This window comes from Kitasatospora sp. HPM-01-4 (genome assembly GCF_051374625.1).
In the GTDB taxonomy this organism is placed as follows: Bacteria; Actinomycetota; Actinomycetes; order Streptomycetales; family Streptomycetaceae; genus Kitasatospora.
The window spans coordinates 1,389,059-1,404,292 of the sequence record NZ_JBPQGP010000005.1; the positions used below are offsets into that span (position 1 = coordinate 1,389,059).

The window sequence follows — 15,234 nt, forward strand, 5'->3', positions numbered from 1 at the left end:
CACGCTGTCCCGCCCCTCGACCGGGGTGTGGGGCAAGGAGTTCAGGACAGCTGTCTGCGTGCCATCGCCAGCGGAACGACGGTCAGGGCCATCAGTACCGCTCCCGTCCACGTGGTGCAGGCGGCGCCGAAGCGGTCCATGACGTGACCGCCGATCAGCGCTCCGAGGGAGATCGACAGATTGAACGCCATGACGAACACGGCGCCGACCGCCTCCGCCGACTTGGACGATGCCTTGAACACCCACATCTGCAGACTGACGCCCACACCGCCGTAGGCGAACCCCCAGACGGCCAGCAGCCCGACGGCGACGGCCTTGGTGCCGCCGATGACCGGCAGCAGCGCCAGCACGGCCGTCAGTGCGGCCGTGATGAGGCAGAGCACGCGAAGGACGTTGCGCGAAGCCGCCGCTCCCGCCGCGAAGTTGCCGATCACGCCGGCGATGCCGTAGGCCAGCAGAAGTGTTCCGGTGGAGTGCGGTCCGATCCGGGACACCTCCCCGAGGACCGGGCCGATGAACGTGAACACCGCGAAGTGGCCGGTCACCAGCAGGAGAGCGGCCAGAACCCCTGCCCGCACCCCGGCGTTCCCCAGAAGCCGCACCAGCCTGCCGGCGCTGACTCCGTCGTCGGCGGGAAGCGGCGGCAGGACGGTGGCCAGCGCGGCCAGGACGAGCAGTCCGAGCCCTCCGACGACGATGAACGCGGCACGCCAGCTGACGAGTTGACCGAAGTAGGTGAGGCTGGGAACTCCGATGACGGAGGCGACCGAGACCCCTCCGTAGACGAGGGCCGTGGCACGGCCTGCGGACTCCTCGGGCACCAGCCGCACCGCGCTGTTCGCGGCCACCACCCAGAAGCCGCCGATGCTCACCCCGGCGAGCAGCCGGGCGGCCAGCAGGACGGGGAAGTTCGGCGCCGCCGCGGCCAGCAGGTCGGCGGCCGACATGAGGCCGATCAGGGCGCAGAGGGTCCACCGCCGGTCCAGCCGGCCGCCGGCCACCGCCACCACGGGTGCGGCCACCGCGGCGATGACTCCCGGTAGGGAGACCGCCATTCCCGCGGTGCCGTCCGAGATGCCCAACGAACCGCCGATCGGGGTGATCAGACCGACCGGGAGCAGTTCGGTGGTGACCAGGGAGAAGATGCCGACCGCCACGGCGAGCACCGCGCACCAGGCCTTCACCTGCGACCGCTTCGACCGTCCGTCGGTAACCGGGGAGGTGGACAGGGAGGTTCGAGTCACGGAGACAGAAGGTACCCGGCCCGTCATCCCGGCCCCGCTCCGGGGTGATACCGCGTCAGTGCGGTTGACGTCCGGTGCAGTTGTGGCACGTAGACTTCGGACGTGAAGAAGGTAACGCGCGACGACGTGGCCAAACTTGCCGGAACCTCCACCGCTGTTGTCAGCTACGTCATCAATGACGGACCCCGCCCCGTAGCCGCCGAGACCCGTGAGCGTGTGCTCTCGGCCATCGACCGACTCGGCTATCGACCCGACCGGGTGGCCCAGGCGATGGCCAGCCGCCGCACCGATCTGCTCGGTCTGATAGTCCCCGATGCCCGCCAGCCCTTCTTCGGAGAGCTGGCACACGCGGTCGAGCAAGCCGCGGCCGACCGGGGGAAGATGGTCCTGGTCGGCAACTCCGACTATCACGACGCGCGGGAGGTCCACTACCTGCGTGCCTTTCTCGGCATGCGTGCGGCCGGCCTGATACTCGTCAGCCTCGGTCCCAGCGAGTCGGCGGCGGCCGAACTGGCCGCGTGGGACGCCCGCGTGGTCCTCATGCACGAACACCCCGAGACGATGGACGAGTTCGCCGTGGTGACCGACGACCTCGGCGGTGCGCGGCTCGCCACGAAGCATCTGCTCGACCACGGCCACGCCTATGTGGCGTGCCTGGGCGGCGCGGAGTACACACCGGTCATCGGTGACCCGGTCACCGACCACGTCGCGGGCTGGCGCCAGGCCATGACGGAGGCCGGGCTTTCCACGGAGGGCCGGCTGTTCCATGCCCTGTACAGCAGGTACGACGCGTACCTGCTGGCTCTGGACCTGCTCTCCCGGCCGGACAGGCCGACCGCCCTCTTCTGCTCCACCGACGACCAGGCGATCGGAGTGCTGCGCGCCGCCCGCGAACTGCGGATCGACGTCCCGCGTGAGCTCGCCGTCGCCGGCTTCGACGACATCAAGGAGGCGGCCCTGACCGACCCGCCGCTGACCACCGTCGCCTCCGACCGCGAGGCGATGGCGCACGCCGCGGTCGACCTGGCGCTCGGCGGCGGTCCGCAGGAAGCCGGCTGGCAGGGCGACCGGCTGCAGTGCTTTCCGTCCCGCCTGGTGGTGCGCGGCTCGTGCGGCTGCGCCCACACCCCCGGGGCCTGGTCCGGCTGAACGGCGGCCGCTCCTTGGACCGTTACGGGCGTGCGAGGCGGTCCCTGGCCAGGAGCAGGAGCAGGACGGTCTTCGCGTCGGTCAGCGGCTGCCGCAGGACGAGCTCCAGGGCGTCCTCCAGCGGGAGCTCCAGAAGGGCGATGTCCTCGCCCTCCTCCGCGATGCCGCCCCCGCGGCCGGTCCGGTCTCCCGGCGCGTACTCGCCGATGAACAGGTGGGTCCGGTCCGGGCCCAGCTGCGGACTCAGACAGACGGTCAGCAGGTGTTCGAGGCGGCCGACCCGGTATCCGGTCTCCTCCTCCACCTCCCGGCGTGCCGCTTCGCGGGCCGACTCGCCGCCCAGCAGCCCGCCCGGTGCCTCCACCGACGATCCCCGGGCATCGCCCGCGAGCAGCGCCGAGATCCGGAACTGCTCGGTCAGCAGCACGGTGCCTTCGGCCGGGTTGTGGAGGAGCACCGCGGCCCGGTCACCGGACTCGACACAGAGCCGATCCAGCCGTTGGAGCCGTCCGTCGCTTCTTCGGAGGTCCACCGCGTAGCGGCGCAGCCTGAACCAGTCGTCCGAGACGGTGGTCACGCCGCGCACCACGGCGCGCATCTCCTCGGCGTGTTCGGGTGGCATCAGCGGACGGTCTCCTTCCCGCCCTGCCGCTGCCCGGGATCCGTTCCGACGGCCGACACCACCTCCACGTGGTCGATGGTCGCGATCCCGGTGTCGAGGCAGCTGCCGAGTGTCGCCACCAGCTCGCGCAGGCGCTCCTCCTGGTCGATCAGGACGATGAGGAGCGGGGTGTGGTCCGCGAGGCTGAGAATGCGGTTGGTGTGGATGGGGCCCTGGCCGCTGTAGCCGGCGGAGCCCTGGAACACGCTCGCGCCGGCGATGCCGATCCTGCGGGCCGCCCGGACGATGTGGTGGTGCAGGGGCGTCAGTCCCCACATGTCATCGCTGCTGACGATGATGCTCAGTCTGCAGGCCTTCTGCGGGCTCAATCGGTGACCTTCCCTCAGGACGTTCTCAGGTCGACGGGCAGGTGGTCCTGGAGGCTGAGGTGCGCCAGCCGCCATCTGCCGTCCCGCCACTCCAGTTCGGTGACGCTCGAGTTGTAGATCTTGAAACAGACGGAGTCGGTGCCCGTCACGACCCGGAGCAGTGTCTTGATGAGGCCGCCGTGGGTGACGGCCAGAGCCGGGCCACCGCTCTGCTCCGCCTGCCGCACCAGGCCGCGGAGTGCGGTCTCGGCCTGCTTCCGGAAGAGCAGGTAGCGCTCGGACACGGCCTGCCCGGCGGGCGGCTGAAGCGGTCCCGGCGACCGGGGCAGCTCACTCGCCACGTGGAAGTCCGCCTCGGCCAGTGGCACTTGGACCTCGGCGGGCAGGCCGAGCACCTCGGACAGGTAGCCCGCGGTCTGCCTCGCCCGCAGCAGCGGGCTCGTCCCCAGGGTCGGGACGTGGAGGGCGTCCGCCTCCGCCTCCCACGGCCCCTGGAGCCGGCGCCCCAGCCATTCGCCGAGGAGCCGCGCCTGCCGGTGGCCCAGCGAACTGAGCGGGCTGTCCCAGTCCTCGCCGCGCTCCACCTGCCACTGGGACTGGCCGTGGCGTACCAGGAGGATCCTCACCGCGTACCGGGAAGGCCCAGGGCCTTCGCGGCGCGCTGGTACTTGATCTCCTTCGTCACCCTGGTGCCGAACCTCTCGCACAGGGACCGGGTCAGCTCGGTGATGAGGTCGATCACCCTGGGGTCCGCGGCCACTTCGGGGCTGATGTGCGGGTAGATGGCGAGCTCGATCTCGCTGATCCTCTTGCCCTCGCGGTCGCCCTCGGGGCGGCGCAGGTCGTAGACCGTGTAGCGGTCCCAGGGGCAGCGCAGCGCGTCCTTGCCGTCGAGCCACACGAAGAAGTTGGTCCGGTAGTCGTCGAGCAGGACCGCCGGCGTGAGCTGTTCGGGGTCGATTCCCTGTTCCCGCCGCAGCAGGGTCCCGGGGTGCTCCAGGTCCTTGCGGGCCAGCAGCCGGCGGACGATGGACACTGACTCCTCGGACGCGGGAGCGTCCTGGAGGGTGCGCTTCTCCTCGCCGTCGAAGATGTGGCGGTGGTCCCGCCGGATCCCGTGCCCGTCCTCGACCGCCTTGTACGCGCAGAAGGCGTGCGTCGTCTTGCCGCAGGAGGTCCGCAGCAGCGCGCCCGTCGGCAGGATCCGGTAGTCCTCGGTGTCGTAGTAGACCGCCGTGTTCAGCGGCGGATCGGTGCGCATGTTCTCCTTCTCGGCGATCTGCGCACCGGGCACGGCCCGATGGATGCGCTCGGTGGTCTCGTCGAGCCAGGCGAAGTACTCCTGCTCCGAGACCCCGTCCATCTCGACCTTGACGGCCAGCTGATGGAAGAGGGCGGAATTCTGCCCCTTGGTGTAGACGGCCCCCTCGGGAACCCTCAGATCGCTCTTCCCGGCCGTCATCGCGCCGCCTCCATCGCCTTGAGTACCAGATCGAGCCGGTCCACCAGCTGCTCCTCGGTGAACATGGTGTTCCGTTTCACCTTCCTTTCGTCTCGCGGATGCGTGATGTTGAAGACATTGGCGAAGGCGCGCTGCCGCGGACTGCGCAGCACCAGCGTCGCCACGGTCTCGGTCCGCGGCAGCAGTACCCGGTGGACGCTCTCGTAGGTGAGGAAGTAGGAATTCCCGGCCGGCGTGTGTGACGCCTCGGTTCCGGTGAGTCCGGTCTCGCCCACGAAATCGTAGAAGTTCGAGGTGGTGGCGAGCCCGTTCTTGTCCGGGAAGTAGCGCCATTCCTGGAACGCCGGTCCGTCGGCGGACCGCACGAAGTTCTCGGACACCAGGTTTCCGGCCAGGACGGCGGACCAGAAGCTGAACCGGTGGTCGTGGATCGTCTCGTCCTCCAGCTCGTCCTCCGTGTACGGAGGGTTCCACAGATGGAGGGTCAACCGGTATCCGAGGCTGTGGCCGGTGTCGGCGAGCACGATCTTGTCGAAGTGATTCGTGTGCCGGTAGGAGCGCGCGGCGATCTCGCCGCGCAGCGCGTCCGTCGCGCAGATCTCCCGTACCAACCGCGCGAAGTTGTCCGGATCCGCGAGATGGCCGACCAGCCCGCGGTTGTCCAGGACCACAGGACCGGCGAGGTCCGTGGGCAGTATCTCCAGCGTCCCATGAATTTCCGCGTACGAGATACGCGGCAGAGCCAGTGGCGCATGCGTGCTGTGCATCGAATCCCCCATCGAGCACGACCGGATAGAAATTGATGACTGTAGCGAAGCCACCACGGAAGCACAGCGGGATTTCTACCGAACCCGGATGATCCGATATCAGTTCTGCGGTCGTCTCGCTTTCTCCGACGAGAGGGCCGCAGTTCGAGGTCCATATCCCCAGTGATCAACATACATTCAAGGCCGCGGCCAACAGGACTTCAAGCCTGCCCGGCAGGTTCGGCTTGATCGGGGCCCACGCCGGAGCGGGACGCCGGGCCGGGGCGGGCGCCTCGCGGCCGCCGGCCGCCGGCACCGACGGATTCGCGATGTTCGTCCGGACTTCATCCCCGGAGGCGAACCATTGAACGTACGATCGAATCAGCCAAATCCCCGTGGCGTGTTGACAAGCCGCGGGATCCGCACGTGCCGAGCCCCCGCCGGATCACGGTCGGAGCCCGGGGCCGGCCGCCAACTCCCCCGCCCGCCAGGCCGCGTGGCCGGCCTCACCCCGGATCGAAGAGGCGGCCCGAGCGAGGGCGCGATGGCCGTCCTCCAGGTCGCACCGCGCCGGCCCCGGTACGCGGGCTCCGTGAGGCCGGGCCCGGCCCGTTCAGGCCGGTACCACCGTCCCCGCGTCCCGCAGTTCGCCCAGCAGTCCCGCGACCTTGACGACGGTGCGGTCGCCCAGGCGGGGGCCGATGAGCTGGACGCCGATCGGCAGCCCCTCCCGGGTGCGACCCCACGGCACGGTGGCAGACGGGAGTTGGGCGAGGCCGGCAAGGTTCAGCCAGGTGGTCTGCTCGAAGTAGCCGCGGCGCCGGCCGTCGACGGTGATGTACCGCTCGGGCATCGGCACGTCCGTCTGGTCCGGCACCGCCGCCGTCGGTGCGGCAGGGGTGACGAGGACGTCGACGCCGTCGAAGTAGGCGGCCCACCGCTCCTGGAGCCGTCGGCGTTCCTCGTTGGCGAGCAGCCAGTCGCGGTGACTCATCGTGCGGTCACGGAGGTAGCGGGCCCCGGGCGACTCGTCGCCGGGAGACAGCCTCCCGGCCGCCTCCACCTCGGCGGCGTACGCCTGCGGCGCCGCGCTCGCGGCGCTGCCGGCGAACATCAGGGAGGTGAACAGCCGGTCGGAGGAGGCCATGTCGACCGGGGGCGCCGTGTCGCTGACGCGGACCCCCGTGTCGCGCAGGGTCCGGTACAGTTCCTCCAGCAGCGCCCGGGTGGACGCGTCCACCGGGCAGAACGGGTCGTCGGCCCAGATGCCGATCCGGTAGCCGGTCAGCGCCTCGTGCGGGGCCGGCGGCAGTTCCAGCCGCCACCCGGCGGCCTCCTGCGGCGACGGCCCGGCCAGCACACCGAGCGCGAGGTCGAGATCGGCGGCGCTGCGCCCGAGCGGGCCCAGGCTGAGCATGTCCGAGGTCGTCAACCAGCCCGGCGGGCGCGGGATGTGGCCACGGCTGGACACGATGCCGTGGGTGGGGCGCAGGCTGTAGACCCCGCAGTAGTGGCCGGGCAGCCGGAGCGAGCCCGCGAGGTCGCTGCCGATGTCCAACGGGCTGAGGTGGGCGGCGACGGCCGCGGCCGCACCGCCGGAGGAGCCCCCGGCGGTGCGGTGCGGGTCGTACGGATTGGGCGTGGTGCCGAACAGCTCGTTGCTGGTCTGGATGCCCTGGCACAGCGGTGGTGTGTTGGTCTTGCCGAGGACGACCGCACCGGCCGCGCGCATCCGGGCCACGGCGTCCGCGTCCTGCCGCGGTATGTGCCCGGACAACTCCGCCGTACCGCACGTGGTGCGCAGGCCTTCGGTCTCCAGGGAGTCCTTGAGGGTGATCGGAAGCCCCAGCAGTGCTGCCGCCCGGCCGCGGGAGCGCTGCTCGTCGGCTGCCGCGGCGGCGGCCAGGGCGGCCTCGGCGTCGAGGGTGACCACCGCGTTGTACTCGGGGTGGGCGGTGATGCGCTCCAGGTGCGCGGTCGTCAGTTCGCGGCTGGAGACCTCTCCGCGGTTCAGGGCGTCCAGCTGTTCGCTCGCGGAGCGGCGGATCAGGTCCATGAAGTGGCATCCTCGCGTTCGGGTACGGCCTCGAAGTGGGCGGCGATGCGCAGCAGCGCGCGGACGTCGTCGTCCGGTGTGCGTACCTCGTCGCGGATGCCCTCATCAGCGTATGCGGTCGGGGTTCTCGGTGGTTCGTTGCGCAGGTAGGCGGTCAGCGCCCTGCGGAGCTGGTCGGCGGTGACCGCGGCGGCCAGCTCGGCGCCCTGCAGCCCGGCGGCCGTGTACCGCGCCTCGGCCGCGCGGCGCACCGATTCGTCCAGGTGGTGGCGGAGCGCCCACTGGCCGTCCCGGATCTCGACGGCGCGCCGGTACAGGTGCCAGGTGGCACCCCAGGCGGGTGGGCGGTCCGCTGCGGCGGTCCGCTGGGTCCGGAGCGCGACGGCGGGCAGGGTCTCGTGCATCATCTGCCAGAGCGGCGCCAGGCGTTGGTGGTTGCGGTAGGCGCTCGCCCAGGCCGAGGTCCTCGGGACGGTGTGGACGGCCAGCATGGGCACGAGGAACCCGGTGAGGACGAGCATGTTGCCGCCGTCGGCGCAGACCCATGCGAAGCTCTCCACGGGCGCCGGCGCACGCGCGGAGCCGAGGACCGCGGCCGCGACGCCAACCAGTCGGATCGTGCTGTAGCCGACGGTCATCAGCGCGCCGACGCCCACGACGCGCAGCCCCCGGGCGATCCACGCCGCGTGGGTGCCCCCGGCCCTTCTCCAGCAGACCACGGCGAGGACGCCCTGCCCGACGGTGTACGCACCGATGTAGACGGTCAGGTACGCCTGGTAGACGCCGTTGTGGATGTTCCTGGCCGTGAACTCCTGGGGGGAGCTCGGGCCGGAGGCGGGCAGCAGGAGGAACAGGGTCACCAGAACGGCGATCACCGCCGCCCCGGCCGCGAGGCAGAGCCGGGCCCTCCTGCGGGCTCTCTCCTGTGGCAGCACCCAGGTGGCCAGGACGACGAACTGCAGCGCCACCTGGGCCGTGACGCTGCCGAAGGCGGCCAGGATGCCGATGGACGGGTTGCCGGTCGCGGCGCCCAGCACCCTCCAGACCGGCTCGATGGAGACGAGGAAGGAGAGGGCGCACAGGCCGTACACACCGACCAGGGCGGTCAACGCCCTGTCCTGGCCCAGGTACCGCGGTGGCCAGAGCAGCACCAGGAAACCGGCGATGGCCAGGGTCAGACAGACCGGGTGGAGCAACTGCTGCATGGATCCGGGTCACCGCCTTCCGCGCAGTGACGCGTCCGCCACCGGGTCGTGGCCCTGGACGCGCGGACCGGGGCGGTGCGGTCGGCGCTGCGGGTGGCTGCCGATCACGCTGGTGAATCGCGACAGGTTCAGACCGCGTACGAAGCGCCGGCGGCCGTACTGCGTGCTGTCCCTCACGGGTGCCCGTCCGTTCCTTCGTCAGCCGGGGAGGCCGGGAGCCCTTCCTGTACGCGCAGTTGCTCGACGGTGGCGAGTACCCGCTCCATGCTCTGCGGTGACAGTCCTGCCGCCCGCATGGCGAAGCGCTGCACTCCGCTCTCGCGCAACCGCCGGACGAAGGCCAGTTCGGCCACGACCCCGTCGGCGGTGCCGTCGTCGAAGAAGTAGGCCACGGGGACGCCGAAGAACGTCGCCAGTGCCTCAAGGTGCCGCCTGGTGGGGTTGTCCCGCCGTCCGGTGCGCAGCTGCCACAGATAGACCTGGGAGACGGGGACGCCGACGCGTTCGCGCAGCATGTCGGCCACTTCGTGGTTGCTGTACGGGCCGCGGTCGGGCGGGTGGACCGTCTCGAACAGTGCGTTCAGCCGTTCCTCGAACGTCCCTCCCAGCAGAACCACCTCCCGGCCATCACGACTGACGTTGGCTGACGCACGGTGCGGACCTTGCAACTCTCGGTATGTTAACTGAGATTAATCCGTGTGCCAGCAGTCTCGCCCCATGACGCACGGTCGGCCCGCGCGGCACATCACGCGTCAGGCCGGGCAGTTGCGAGAGCGGAGGCGACCGGCGCGGAACCGGGCACAGCGCCACCCGAAACCTCATCGGGGCACCGATCATCCGGACGAGGGAATCCACAGCCGGATACGCGCTGCGTGGGGAGTTCACGAACTCGGCCTGCTCACCTCCGCCGGGCTCCACCCCCGACCGGTGCGCTGACGGCGGGCGCGCTTGGTGCCGGCCGCCTTCCCACCGCGGCCCGAGAACGACTTGAGAGTGCTCCCACCCCCGCCGCCCGTGTGCTCGAAAACGCCCTGTTCGGCCGAGGCACGCCCGGAATCGGCCCACTTGAACCTGTGATTCGAACGGCAGCATGCTCGTGGCCGACCCCCGCCGGCCAGGCCGCCAACTCGGCCTGACCGCTGAGCACTTCCGAGCTCACCCGCATCTCTCGTCCGCACCTCTCTTCTGCTCACGCGGAGGTCTCACATGCCGCATTCCAGATCGGACCGATCCTTCGTCGAGGCCGTCGACGCCCGGACAACCTGTCTGCAGGAAGCACGAGTTGAGGAGAGCCGTGAACGAAACCGCCCGCCCCGACCCCGAACTGGCACGCTATCTGGCCGAGCACGCCGCGCCGGCCGCGTGCTCCGACGCGCTGATCCGCGATCACCACGGCAACGTTCTGGTGGTCGACCCCGTCTACAAGCAGGGCTGGGACCTGCCCGGCGGCATGCTGGAGGACGAGGAACCGGCCGCCGGGCTGGTACGGGAGCTGGCGGAGGAGCTCGGACTGCACGCCGAGGTGGGCCGCCTGCTGGCCGTCGACACCGCCCCCGCCACCCGGTGGGGGCGCACCGTCGTCTCCTACCTCTACGCCGCCCACCTCGAGCGACCGGTCGACGCCGCCGACCTGGTGCTGCAGGCCGACGAGATCCGTGAGGCCCGCTTCGTCACCGAGCAGCGGGCACTCGAGCTCCTCGCTCCGGCGGTGGCCCGGCGCCTGGATGCGGCGATCGCCGCCGAGCGCGGCGCGCACACCGCCGTACTGCGCGACGGCCACCGACGGCCGATGCCGCCGCGCGACTACTACCGACAGCTGCCCGCCCCGATGATGGCGGCCACGGTGCTGCTGCGCGACACCGCCGGCCACCTCCTCGTCCTCGAACCCGCCTACAAGGACCACCTCGAACTTCCGGGTGGAATGGTGGAGGCCCACGAGACGCCGGCGCAGGCGGCGGCCCGCGAACTCGACGAGGAACTCGGCCTCGACGTGCCGGTCGGCCGGCTCCTGGTCGTGGACAGCACCCCGGCGGCCCTCTCCAAGCACGGCCGCGCCCTGACCTGCCACATCTACGACGCGGTGCCGCTGACCGCCGACCAGGCACGGGGCCTGCGCTTCGTCGACGGGGAGATCCGCGCCGCCCACTGGATGGATCCGAAGGAGGCCGAGGAGCGGCTCCCGTGGTACCTGTCCTCCCGCGTGGCCGCCGCCCGCGAAGCCCTCGCCGACGGCACCCTCGTGCACATCGAACGCTCCCCCGCCGAGGACTCTCCGCAGGCATCCGGCCGTACCTCGCCAGAGGCGCTCTCCGACCGCCGCTGACCGACCATCACCCTCACTATTCCTGACCACTCCTGACCGCCCGGTGTCACATGGCGCCGGGCGAGGAAGAAGGGACCGCATCGATGGCCGATCGTCCTGGCCGGGCCGTGTTCTCCGCCGCGGCGGCGGCGTTCATCCCCCGAGGCCGCCACGAGGTGCTCCTTGTCCACCACCGCAAGTCGGGCCACTGGGTCCTGCCCGGCGGCAAGACCGAGTGGGACGAACCGCCGCGCGACACCTGCGACCGCGAGGCGACGGAGGAGCTCGGCGGCGTACCGCTGCGGATCGGCCGGCTGCTGGTCTTCAACTGGCTCACCAAGGCCGCCGAGCTCTTCCCGGGCGCGGGGGCGGGCGAATTCGCCTACCCCTGCCACATGTTCACCTTCCACACCGTGCTCACCCCCCGGGCCGAGCAGCGCATCCGGGTGCCCGAGCGGGAGCTGCTCGGGTGGCGCTGGTGGGACGTCGACGAAGCCTGCCGACCGGGCGTGATGGAGCCCTACAACGCCCGGAACCTCCGCACCGCCGCCTCGGTCCACCACGACCGACGGTCCACCGCCTACCTCGAATCCTGACCCCCGGATGACTACTGCCTCAGCTCCCGGGTGAGGCCAGGGCCTGCACCTCGGCATAGCCCGGGATCGAGGAGGTCTGCGGGAACACACCGTTCGCGCGCAGACCGACGGCGGTGTCCACGGCCGCACCGAGGGCGAGCCGGAACAGCAGCGAGCCGAGACTGACCCGGCGCACACCGAGTTCGGTGAGGCGGGCGAGCGAAGGACCGGCCGGGGTGGCAAGGGCGTTGAGCGGCAGCGCGGTCGCGCCCACCACCGCCGCGATGGACGCCGGATCGGTCAGGCCCGGTACGAAGACGCCATCCGCGCCCGCGTCCTGGTAGACCGCCAGCCGCGACACCGTCTCCGCCTCGCGTCCCCCGCCCAGCCAGTGGGTGTCGGTGCGGGCGTTGACGAAGAGCCAGGGAACGGCCGCCTTGACCGCGGTGATCTTCGCCGCGTGCAGGCGCGGCGGGGTGAGGCCGCCGTCGGCGCGGCCGTCCTCCAGGTTGACGCCGACCGCGCCCGCCTCGGCGAGTTCCGCCGCGAGGTCGGCGACCTCGGCCGGGTCGTCACTGAAGCCGCCCTCGACGTCGACGGAGAGCAGGAAGGGCCCACCGCCGATCCGGCGCACGAGCCGCAGCGTCTCGGCACGGGTCCGGCCGGCCCCGTCCGGCAGCCCGGCCGCGGCGGCGACACCCATGCTGGTGGTGCCGACGGCGGCGAAGCCGGCCGCCGCCAGCGCGGCCGCGGAGGCGTGGTCCCAGGCGTTCGGCAGCAACAACGGCGTGCCGGGGCGGTGGTGCAGTTCGCGGAAGGCGGTGGCGGCACAGGCGCCGGCGGTGCTCATACCTGCTCCTCGGTGTCAGCAGCGGGCTCGAGGACCAGCAGCGGCTGGCCGAGCACTGCGCGGGCGTCGGCGTACACGGTGCCGCGGGACGAGCGGACGGACGGGTCGGAGATCGTCATACGGCCCACGCTAGATGCGGAACACTTCGACGCACACCGAACCGTGGCCGGGGCAGGACGGCCTCACGGCCGCGCTGGCCGGATGCCCGGAAGGCGGCGCCGCCTTCGGCCTCGGCGTGCCCGGCTTCCCCGACATCGCCGCACGCCAGGGCGCCGCCGAGTCGCAATCCCCTACCCGGACACCTCCCCGGGCCGATAGTGTCGGGGAAGATCCCGGATCACGGAGGACTTCATGAGCGTCATGGACGCCTACCTGAGCGCAGCGAGCCAGACGGCGGAACTTCTGGGACACCCGGAAGTTGACGCCGCGTGGGAGAGGCCCAGCGCACTGGCCGGGATGACGGTCGGCGGCCTGGCCGGCCACCTCGCGCATCAGATCTTCAGTGTCAGCTCGGCGCTGGAAGAGCCCGAGTCGCGGCAGGCACCGATCCCGCTGCTGGAACACTTCGCGCGAGCTGCCTGGATCGACGCCCCACTCGACGGGGAGGCCAACGCCGGCATTCGAGCGAAAGGCGAGGCCATCGCCTCCGAAGGCGCGCTGTCGTTGGCCGGGCGCGTCCGCACCGCGCTCGCCGGGCAGCGGACCGAGTCCGCCTCGCGGTCGGCCGACCAGGTCGTGTTCCTGCCGCAGACGGGATGGGCGCTGCGTCTCGACGATTTCCTGGTCACACGGATGCTGGAACTCGCCGTCCACATGGACGATCTCACCGTCAGCGTGGGAATCGCCGCACAGGAGCTCCCGGACGCCGTCTTCGACCCGGTGCTCGCGCTGCTGTCCCGGCTCGCCGCCCGACGTCACGGCCAGGCCGCGTTGCTGAGGGCGTTGACCCGCACGGAGCGAGCACCTGCGGCGGTCAACGCCATCTGACCGGCCCCGGCACACGACACTGATCACTTCGCGGTTCGGAGGGGCGATCCACGATCGGGGTCGCCTCAGGCGGCGAACCGGCTTTTCCGGTAACGGAGTTCGGTTGCGCCCTCTCCCGTAGGATCGGCGGTTATGGTTGATCTCTATCCTCCGACCGATCCCTACGACCATGGATTCCTCGACACCGGAGACGGCAACCGCATCTACTACGAACAGCTCGGCAACCCTGAAGGCAAGCCTGCCCTGAACGTCCACGGCGGCCCGGGATCGGGCGCGATGCGGCGGCCGACCAGGGCCTGGGACCCCGAGTGCTACCGCGTCATCCGCTTCGACCAGCGCAACTGCGGTCGCAGCACCCCGCACGCCAGCGACCCGGCGGCGGACATGAGCCTGAACACCACGCAGCACCTGATCGACGACATGGAGCGGCTGCGTGAACACCTCGGCATCGAACGGTGGTTGCTGAACGGCGCCTCCTGGGGCTCGACCCTCGTCCTGGCCTATGCGCAGCAACACCCCGAGCGGGTCAGCGAGATGGTCATCCCCGCGGTGACGATGACCCGCCGCTCCGAGACCGAATGGCTCTACCGGGGCGCCGGGCGGTTCCACCCCGAAGCCTGGGACCGGTTCCGTGACGGCGTCCCCGAGGACGAGCGGGACGGTGACCTGCTCGCGGCCTACGCGCGGCTGATGGAGAACCCCGACCGCGCGGTCCGGGAGAAGGCCGCTGCCGACTGGCTCGCCTGGGAGGACGCGGTCATCTCGAACGAGCCCAACGGTGTGCCCGGCATGTACAGCGATCGCGAGGTCGACGCGCAGATCGCCTTCGTACGGATCTGCGCCCACTTCTTCAGCAACGGCGCGTGGCTGGAGGAGGACCAACTGCTGCGCAACGCCCACAAGCTGGCCGGGATCCCGGCGGTGCTGGTCCACGGCCGGCACGACATGGGCAGCCCGGTCCAGACGGCGTGGGAGCTGGCGAAGGCCTGGCCGGACGCGCGGCTCCACATCATCGAGGACTCCGGGCACGCCGGAAGCGACGCGTTGGGGCAGGTGGTCCGGGACGCCATCGAGGAGTTCAAGAACCGGTAGCACTCGGCTGGAGACGTGACGGACCTCGAACCCGGTCTTCGGGCCTCCGCTCCGCGTAGTCGGCGAGCCCGGCCGCCCGCGCCCCGCCCCGGGAGTCCGACTCGGGCCGGGGCGCGGGCGGTGCGTCGTCGGAAGGGCGTCCTTGAGCCCGGCCAGGCGTTCGCCCGGACCGGCGGTCCCGGCGTCCGCCGCGGCCTGCTGTCCGACAACGGACTGCAGTGCCGGGCTAGTACCGGACGACCCAGTACCGGCCGTTCCCGAAGACGTCCTCGCACTCGTAGTCGTGATCGGGATCCTGCCCGTTGTAGCGGTCGGCGGCCGTCTGACACGGGTCCTCACTGGCGAAGCCGGACCCGGTATTGCCACCGTCCCAGAGGCATTTGCCGATCGGGCCCCCCGGGATGCAGTCCCGAGCGATGGCGGAGGCGGGCTGAGTGGTCACACCGAACAGGCCTGCGGCCAGACCGGCAGCGGCCACCGCAAGAACGAATCGCTTCATGGACAGCTCCTCTCGACTGGGGGAAGTCACTCCTCGTATCGGCGTCGGCCGAAGTCGACTTGAGCGACCGGTCCGGG

18 protein-coding genes are annotated in these 15,234 nt (G+C 71.1%); 5 read left to right on the forward strand and 13 right to left on the reverse strand.

Annotated elements, in window-relative coordinates; all coding sequences use genetic code 11:
* Positions 1-41: 41 nt before the first annotated feature.
* Positions 42-1,244, reverse strand: coding sequence for an MFS transporter (locus tag ACSMTC_RS05875; RefSeq protein ID WP_436558579.1), 1,203 nt, complete (start codon positions 1,242-1,244; stop codon positions 42-44).
* A 102-nt stretch (positions 1,245-1,346) separates the two neighbouring features.
* On the opposite strand from ACSMTC_RS05875, the gene ACSMTC_RS05880 reads away from it, so the two are divergent.
* A complete protein-coding gene (locus ACSMTC_RS05880; RefSeq protein ID WP_436558580.1) occupies positions 1,347-2,393 on the forward strand; it encodes a LacI family DNA-binding transcriptional regulator in 1,047 nt (348 codons plus the stop codon).
* Positions 2,394-2,415: 22 nt separating this feature from the next.
* On the opposite strand, the gene ACSMTC_RS05885 is transcribed toward ACSMTC_RS05880, so the two are convergent.
* The 9 genes from ACSMTC_RS05885 to ACSMTC_RS05925 form a co-directional block, all read right to left on the reverse strand.
* Positions 2,416-3,015: an NUDIX domain-containing protein gene (locus tag ACSMTC_RS05885; RefSeq protein WP_436558581.1), complete on the reverse strand. Its 600-nt coding sequence runs from the start codon at positions 3,013-3,015 to the stop codon at positions 2,416-2,418.
* A complete protein-coding gene (locus tag ACSMTC_RS05890; RefSeq protein WP_436558582.1) occupies positions 3,015-3,383 on the reverse strand; it encodes a DUF190 domain-containing protein in 369 nt (122 codons plus the stop codon). Before ACSMTC_RS05890 ends, ACSMTC_RS05885 begins: the two co-directional genes overlap by 1 nt.
* 14 nt (positions 3,384-3,397) lie before the next feature.
* Positions 3,398-4,009 (reverse strand): histidine phosphatase family protein, encoded by a 612-nt coding sequence (locus tag ACSMTC_RS05895; protein ID WP_436558583.1) that lies wholly within the window; start codon positions 4,007-4,009, stop codon positions 3,398-3,400.
* Entirely contained in the window at positions 4,006-4,845 is an 840-nt protein-coding gene (locus ACSMTC_RS05900; RefSeq protein WP_436558584.1) for a hypothetical protein, read from the reverse strand. Before ACSMTC_RS05900 ends, ACSMTC_RS05895 begins: the two co-directional genes overlap by 4 nt.
* Complete coding sequence (locus tag ACSMTC_RS05905; RefSeq protein WP_436558585.1) at positions 4,842-5,612, reverse strand: hypothetical protein; 771 nt, start codon at positions 5,610-5,612, stop codon at positions 4,842-4,844. The genes ACSMTC_RS05900 and ACSMTC_RS05905 overlap by 4 nt, the downstream gene beginning before the upstream one ends.
* A gap of 592 nt (positions 5,613-6,204) precedes the next feature.
* Entirely contained in the window at positions 6,205-7,647 is a 1,443-nt protein-coding gene (locus ACSMTC_RS05910) for an amidase (protein ID WP_436558586.1), read from the reverse strand.
* Positions 7,638-8,852, reverse strand: coding sequence for an MAB_1171c family putative transporter (locus tag ACSMTC_RS05915; RefSeq protein ID WP_436558587.1), 1,215 nt, complete (start codon positions 8,850-8,852; stop codon positions 7,638-7,640). Before ACSMTC_RS05915 ends, ACSMTC_RS05910 begins: the two co-directional genes overlap by 10 nt.
* 9 nt (positions 8,853-8,861) lie before the next feature.
* Positions 8,862-9,029 (reverse strand): hypothetical protein, encoded by a 168-nt coding sequence (locus ACSMTC_RS05920; protein ID WP_436558588.1) that lies wholly within the window; start codon positions 9,027-9,029, stop codon positions 8,862-8,864.
* Positions 9,026-9,469 (reverse strand): helix-turn-helix domain-containing protein, encoded by a 444-nt coding sequence (locus tag ACSMTC_RS05925; RefSeq protein WP_436558589.1) that lies wholly within the window; start codon positions 9,467-9,469, stop codon positions 9,026-9,028. Before ACSMTC_RS05925 ends, ACSMTC_RS05920 begins: the two co-directional genes overlap by 4 nt.
* A gap of 677 nt (positions 9,470-10,146) precedes the next feature.
* On the opposite strand from ACSMTC_RS05925, the gene ACSMTC_RS05930 reads away from it, so the two are divergent.
* On the forward strand, positions 10,147-11,175 hold the full coding sequence (locus tag ACSMTC_RS05930) for an NUDIX domain-containing protein (protein WP_436558590.1): 1,029 nt from the start codon (positions 10,147-10,149) through the stop codon (positions 11,173-11,175).
* 83 nt (positions 11,176-11,258) lie between these two features.
* Positions 11,259-11,750: an NUDIX domain-containing protein gene (locus ACSMTC_RS05935; RefSeq protein ID WP_436558591.1), complete on the forward strand. Its 492-nt coding sequence runs from the start codon at positions 11,259-11,261 to the stop codon at positions 11,748-11,750.
* A gap of 19 nt (positions 11,751-11,769) precedes the next feature.
* Here the strand turns inward: ACSMTC_RS05935 and ACSMTC_RS05940 are convergent, their stop codons facing one another.
* Positions 11,770-12,579 (reverse strand): isocitrate lyase/PEP mutase family protein, encoded by an 810-nt coding sequence (locus ACSMTC_RS05940; RefSeq protein WP_436558592.1) that lies wholly within the window; start codon positions 12,577-12,579, stop codon positions 11,770-11,772.
* A complete protein-coding gene (locus tag ACSMTC_RS05945; protein WP_436558593.1) occupies positions 12,576-12,698 on the reverse strand; it encodes a hypothetical protein in 123 nt (40 codons plus the stop codon). Before ACSMTC_RS05945 ends, ACSMTC_RS05940 begins: the two co-directional genes overlap by 4 nt.
* A 232-nt stretch (positions 12,699-12,930) precedes the next feature.
* Between ACSMTC_RS05945 and ACSMTC_RS05950 the strand changes: the two genes are divergently transcribed.
* On the forward strand, positions 12,931-13,566 hold the full coding sequence (locus tag ACSMTC_RS05950; RefSeq protein WP_436558594.1) for a maleylpyruvate isomerase N-terminal domain-containing protein: 636 nt from the start codon (positions 12,931-12,933) through the stop codon (positions 13,564-13,566).
* 132 nt (positions 13,567-13,698) lie between these two features.
* On the forward strand, positions 13,699-14,658 hold the full coding sequence (gene pip / locus ACSMTC_RS05955) for a prolyl aminopeptidase (protein WP_436558595.1): 960 nt from the start codon (positions 13,699-13,701) through the stop codon (positions 14,656-14,658).
* Positions 14,659-14,884: 226 nt separating this feature from the next.
* Here the strand turns inward: pip and ACSMTC_RS05960 are convergent, their stop codons facing one another.
* On the reverse strand, positions 14,885-15,157 hold the full coding sequence (locus ACSMTC_RS05960) for a hypothetical protein (RefSeq protein ID WP_436558596.1): 273 nt from the start codon (positions 15,155-15,157) through the stop codon (positions 14,885-14,887).
* Between the last annotated feature and the right edge of the window lie 77 nt (positions 15,158-15,234).

Bases quoted from the DNA above. Each gene is read 5' to 3' on its own strand.
- ACSMTC_RS05940 (WP_436558592.1), bottom strand. From the start codon at position 12,579: ATGAGCACCGCCGGCGCCTGTGCCGCCACCGCCTTCCGCGAACTGCAC.
- ACSMTC_RS05945 (WP_436558593.1), bottom strand. From the start codon at position 12,698: ATGACGATCTCCGACCCGTCCGTCCGCTCGTCCCGCGGCACCGTGTAC.
- pip (WP_436558595.1), top strand. From the start codon at position 13,699: ATGGTTGATCTCTATCCTCCGACCGATCCCTACGACCATGGATTCCTC.
- ACSMTC_RS05960 (WP_436558596.1), bottom strand. From the start codon at position 15,157: ATGAAGCGATTCGTTCTTGCGGTGGCCGCTGCCGGTCTGGCCGCAGGC.
- ACSMTC_RS05950 (WP_436558594.1), top strand. From the start codon at position 12,931: ATGAGCGTCATGGACGCCTACCTGAGCGCAGCGAGCCAGACGGCGGAA.
- ACSMTC_RS05915 (WP_436558587.1), bottom strand. From the start codon at position 8,852: ATGCAGCAGTTGCTCCACCCGGTCTGTCTGACCCTGGCCATCGCCGGT.
- ACSMTC_RS05905 (WP_436558585.1), bottom strand. From the start codon at position 5,612: ATGCACAGCACGCATGCGCCACTGGCTCTGCCGCGTATCTCGTACGCG.
- ACSMTC_RS05910 (WP_436558586.1), bottom strand. From the start codon at position 7,647: ATGGACCTGATCCGCCGCTCCGCGAGCGAACAGCTGGACGCCCTGAAC.
- ACSMTC_RS05935 (WP_436558591.1), top strand. From the start codon at position 11,259: ATGGCCGATCGTCCTGGCCGGGCCGTGTTCTCCGCCGCGGCGGCGGCG.
- ACSMTC_RS05900 (WP_436558584.1), bottom strand. From the start codon at position 4,845: ATGACGGCCGGGAAGAGCGATCTGAGGGTTCCCGAGGGGGCCGTCTAC.
- ACSMTC_RS05885 (WP_436558581.1), bottom strand. From the start codon at position 3,015: ATGCCACCCGAACACGCCGAGGAGATGCGCGCCGTGGTGCGCGGCGTG.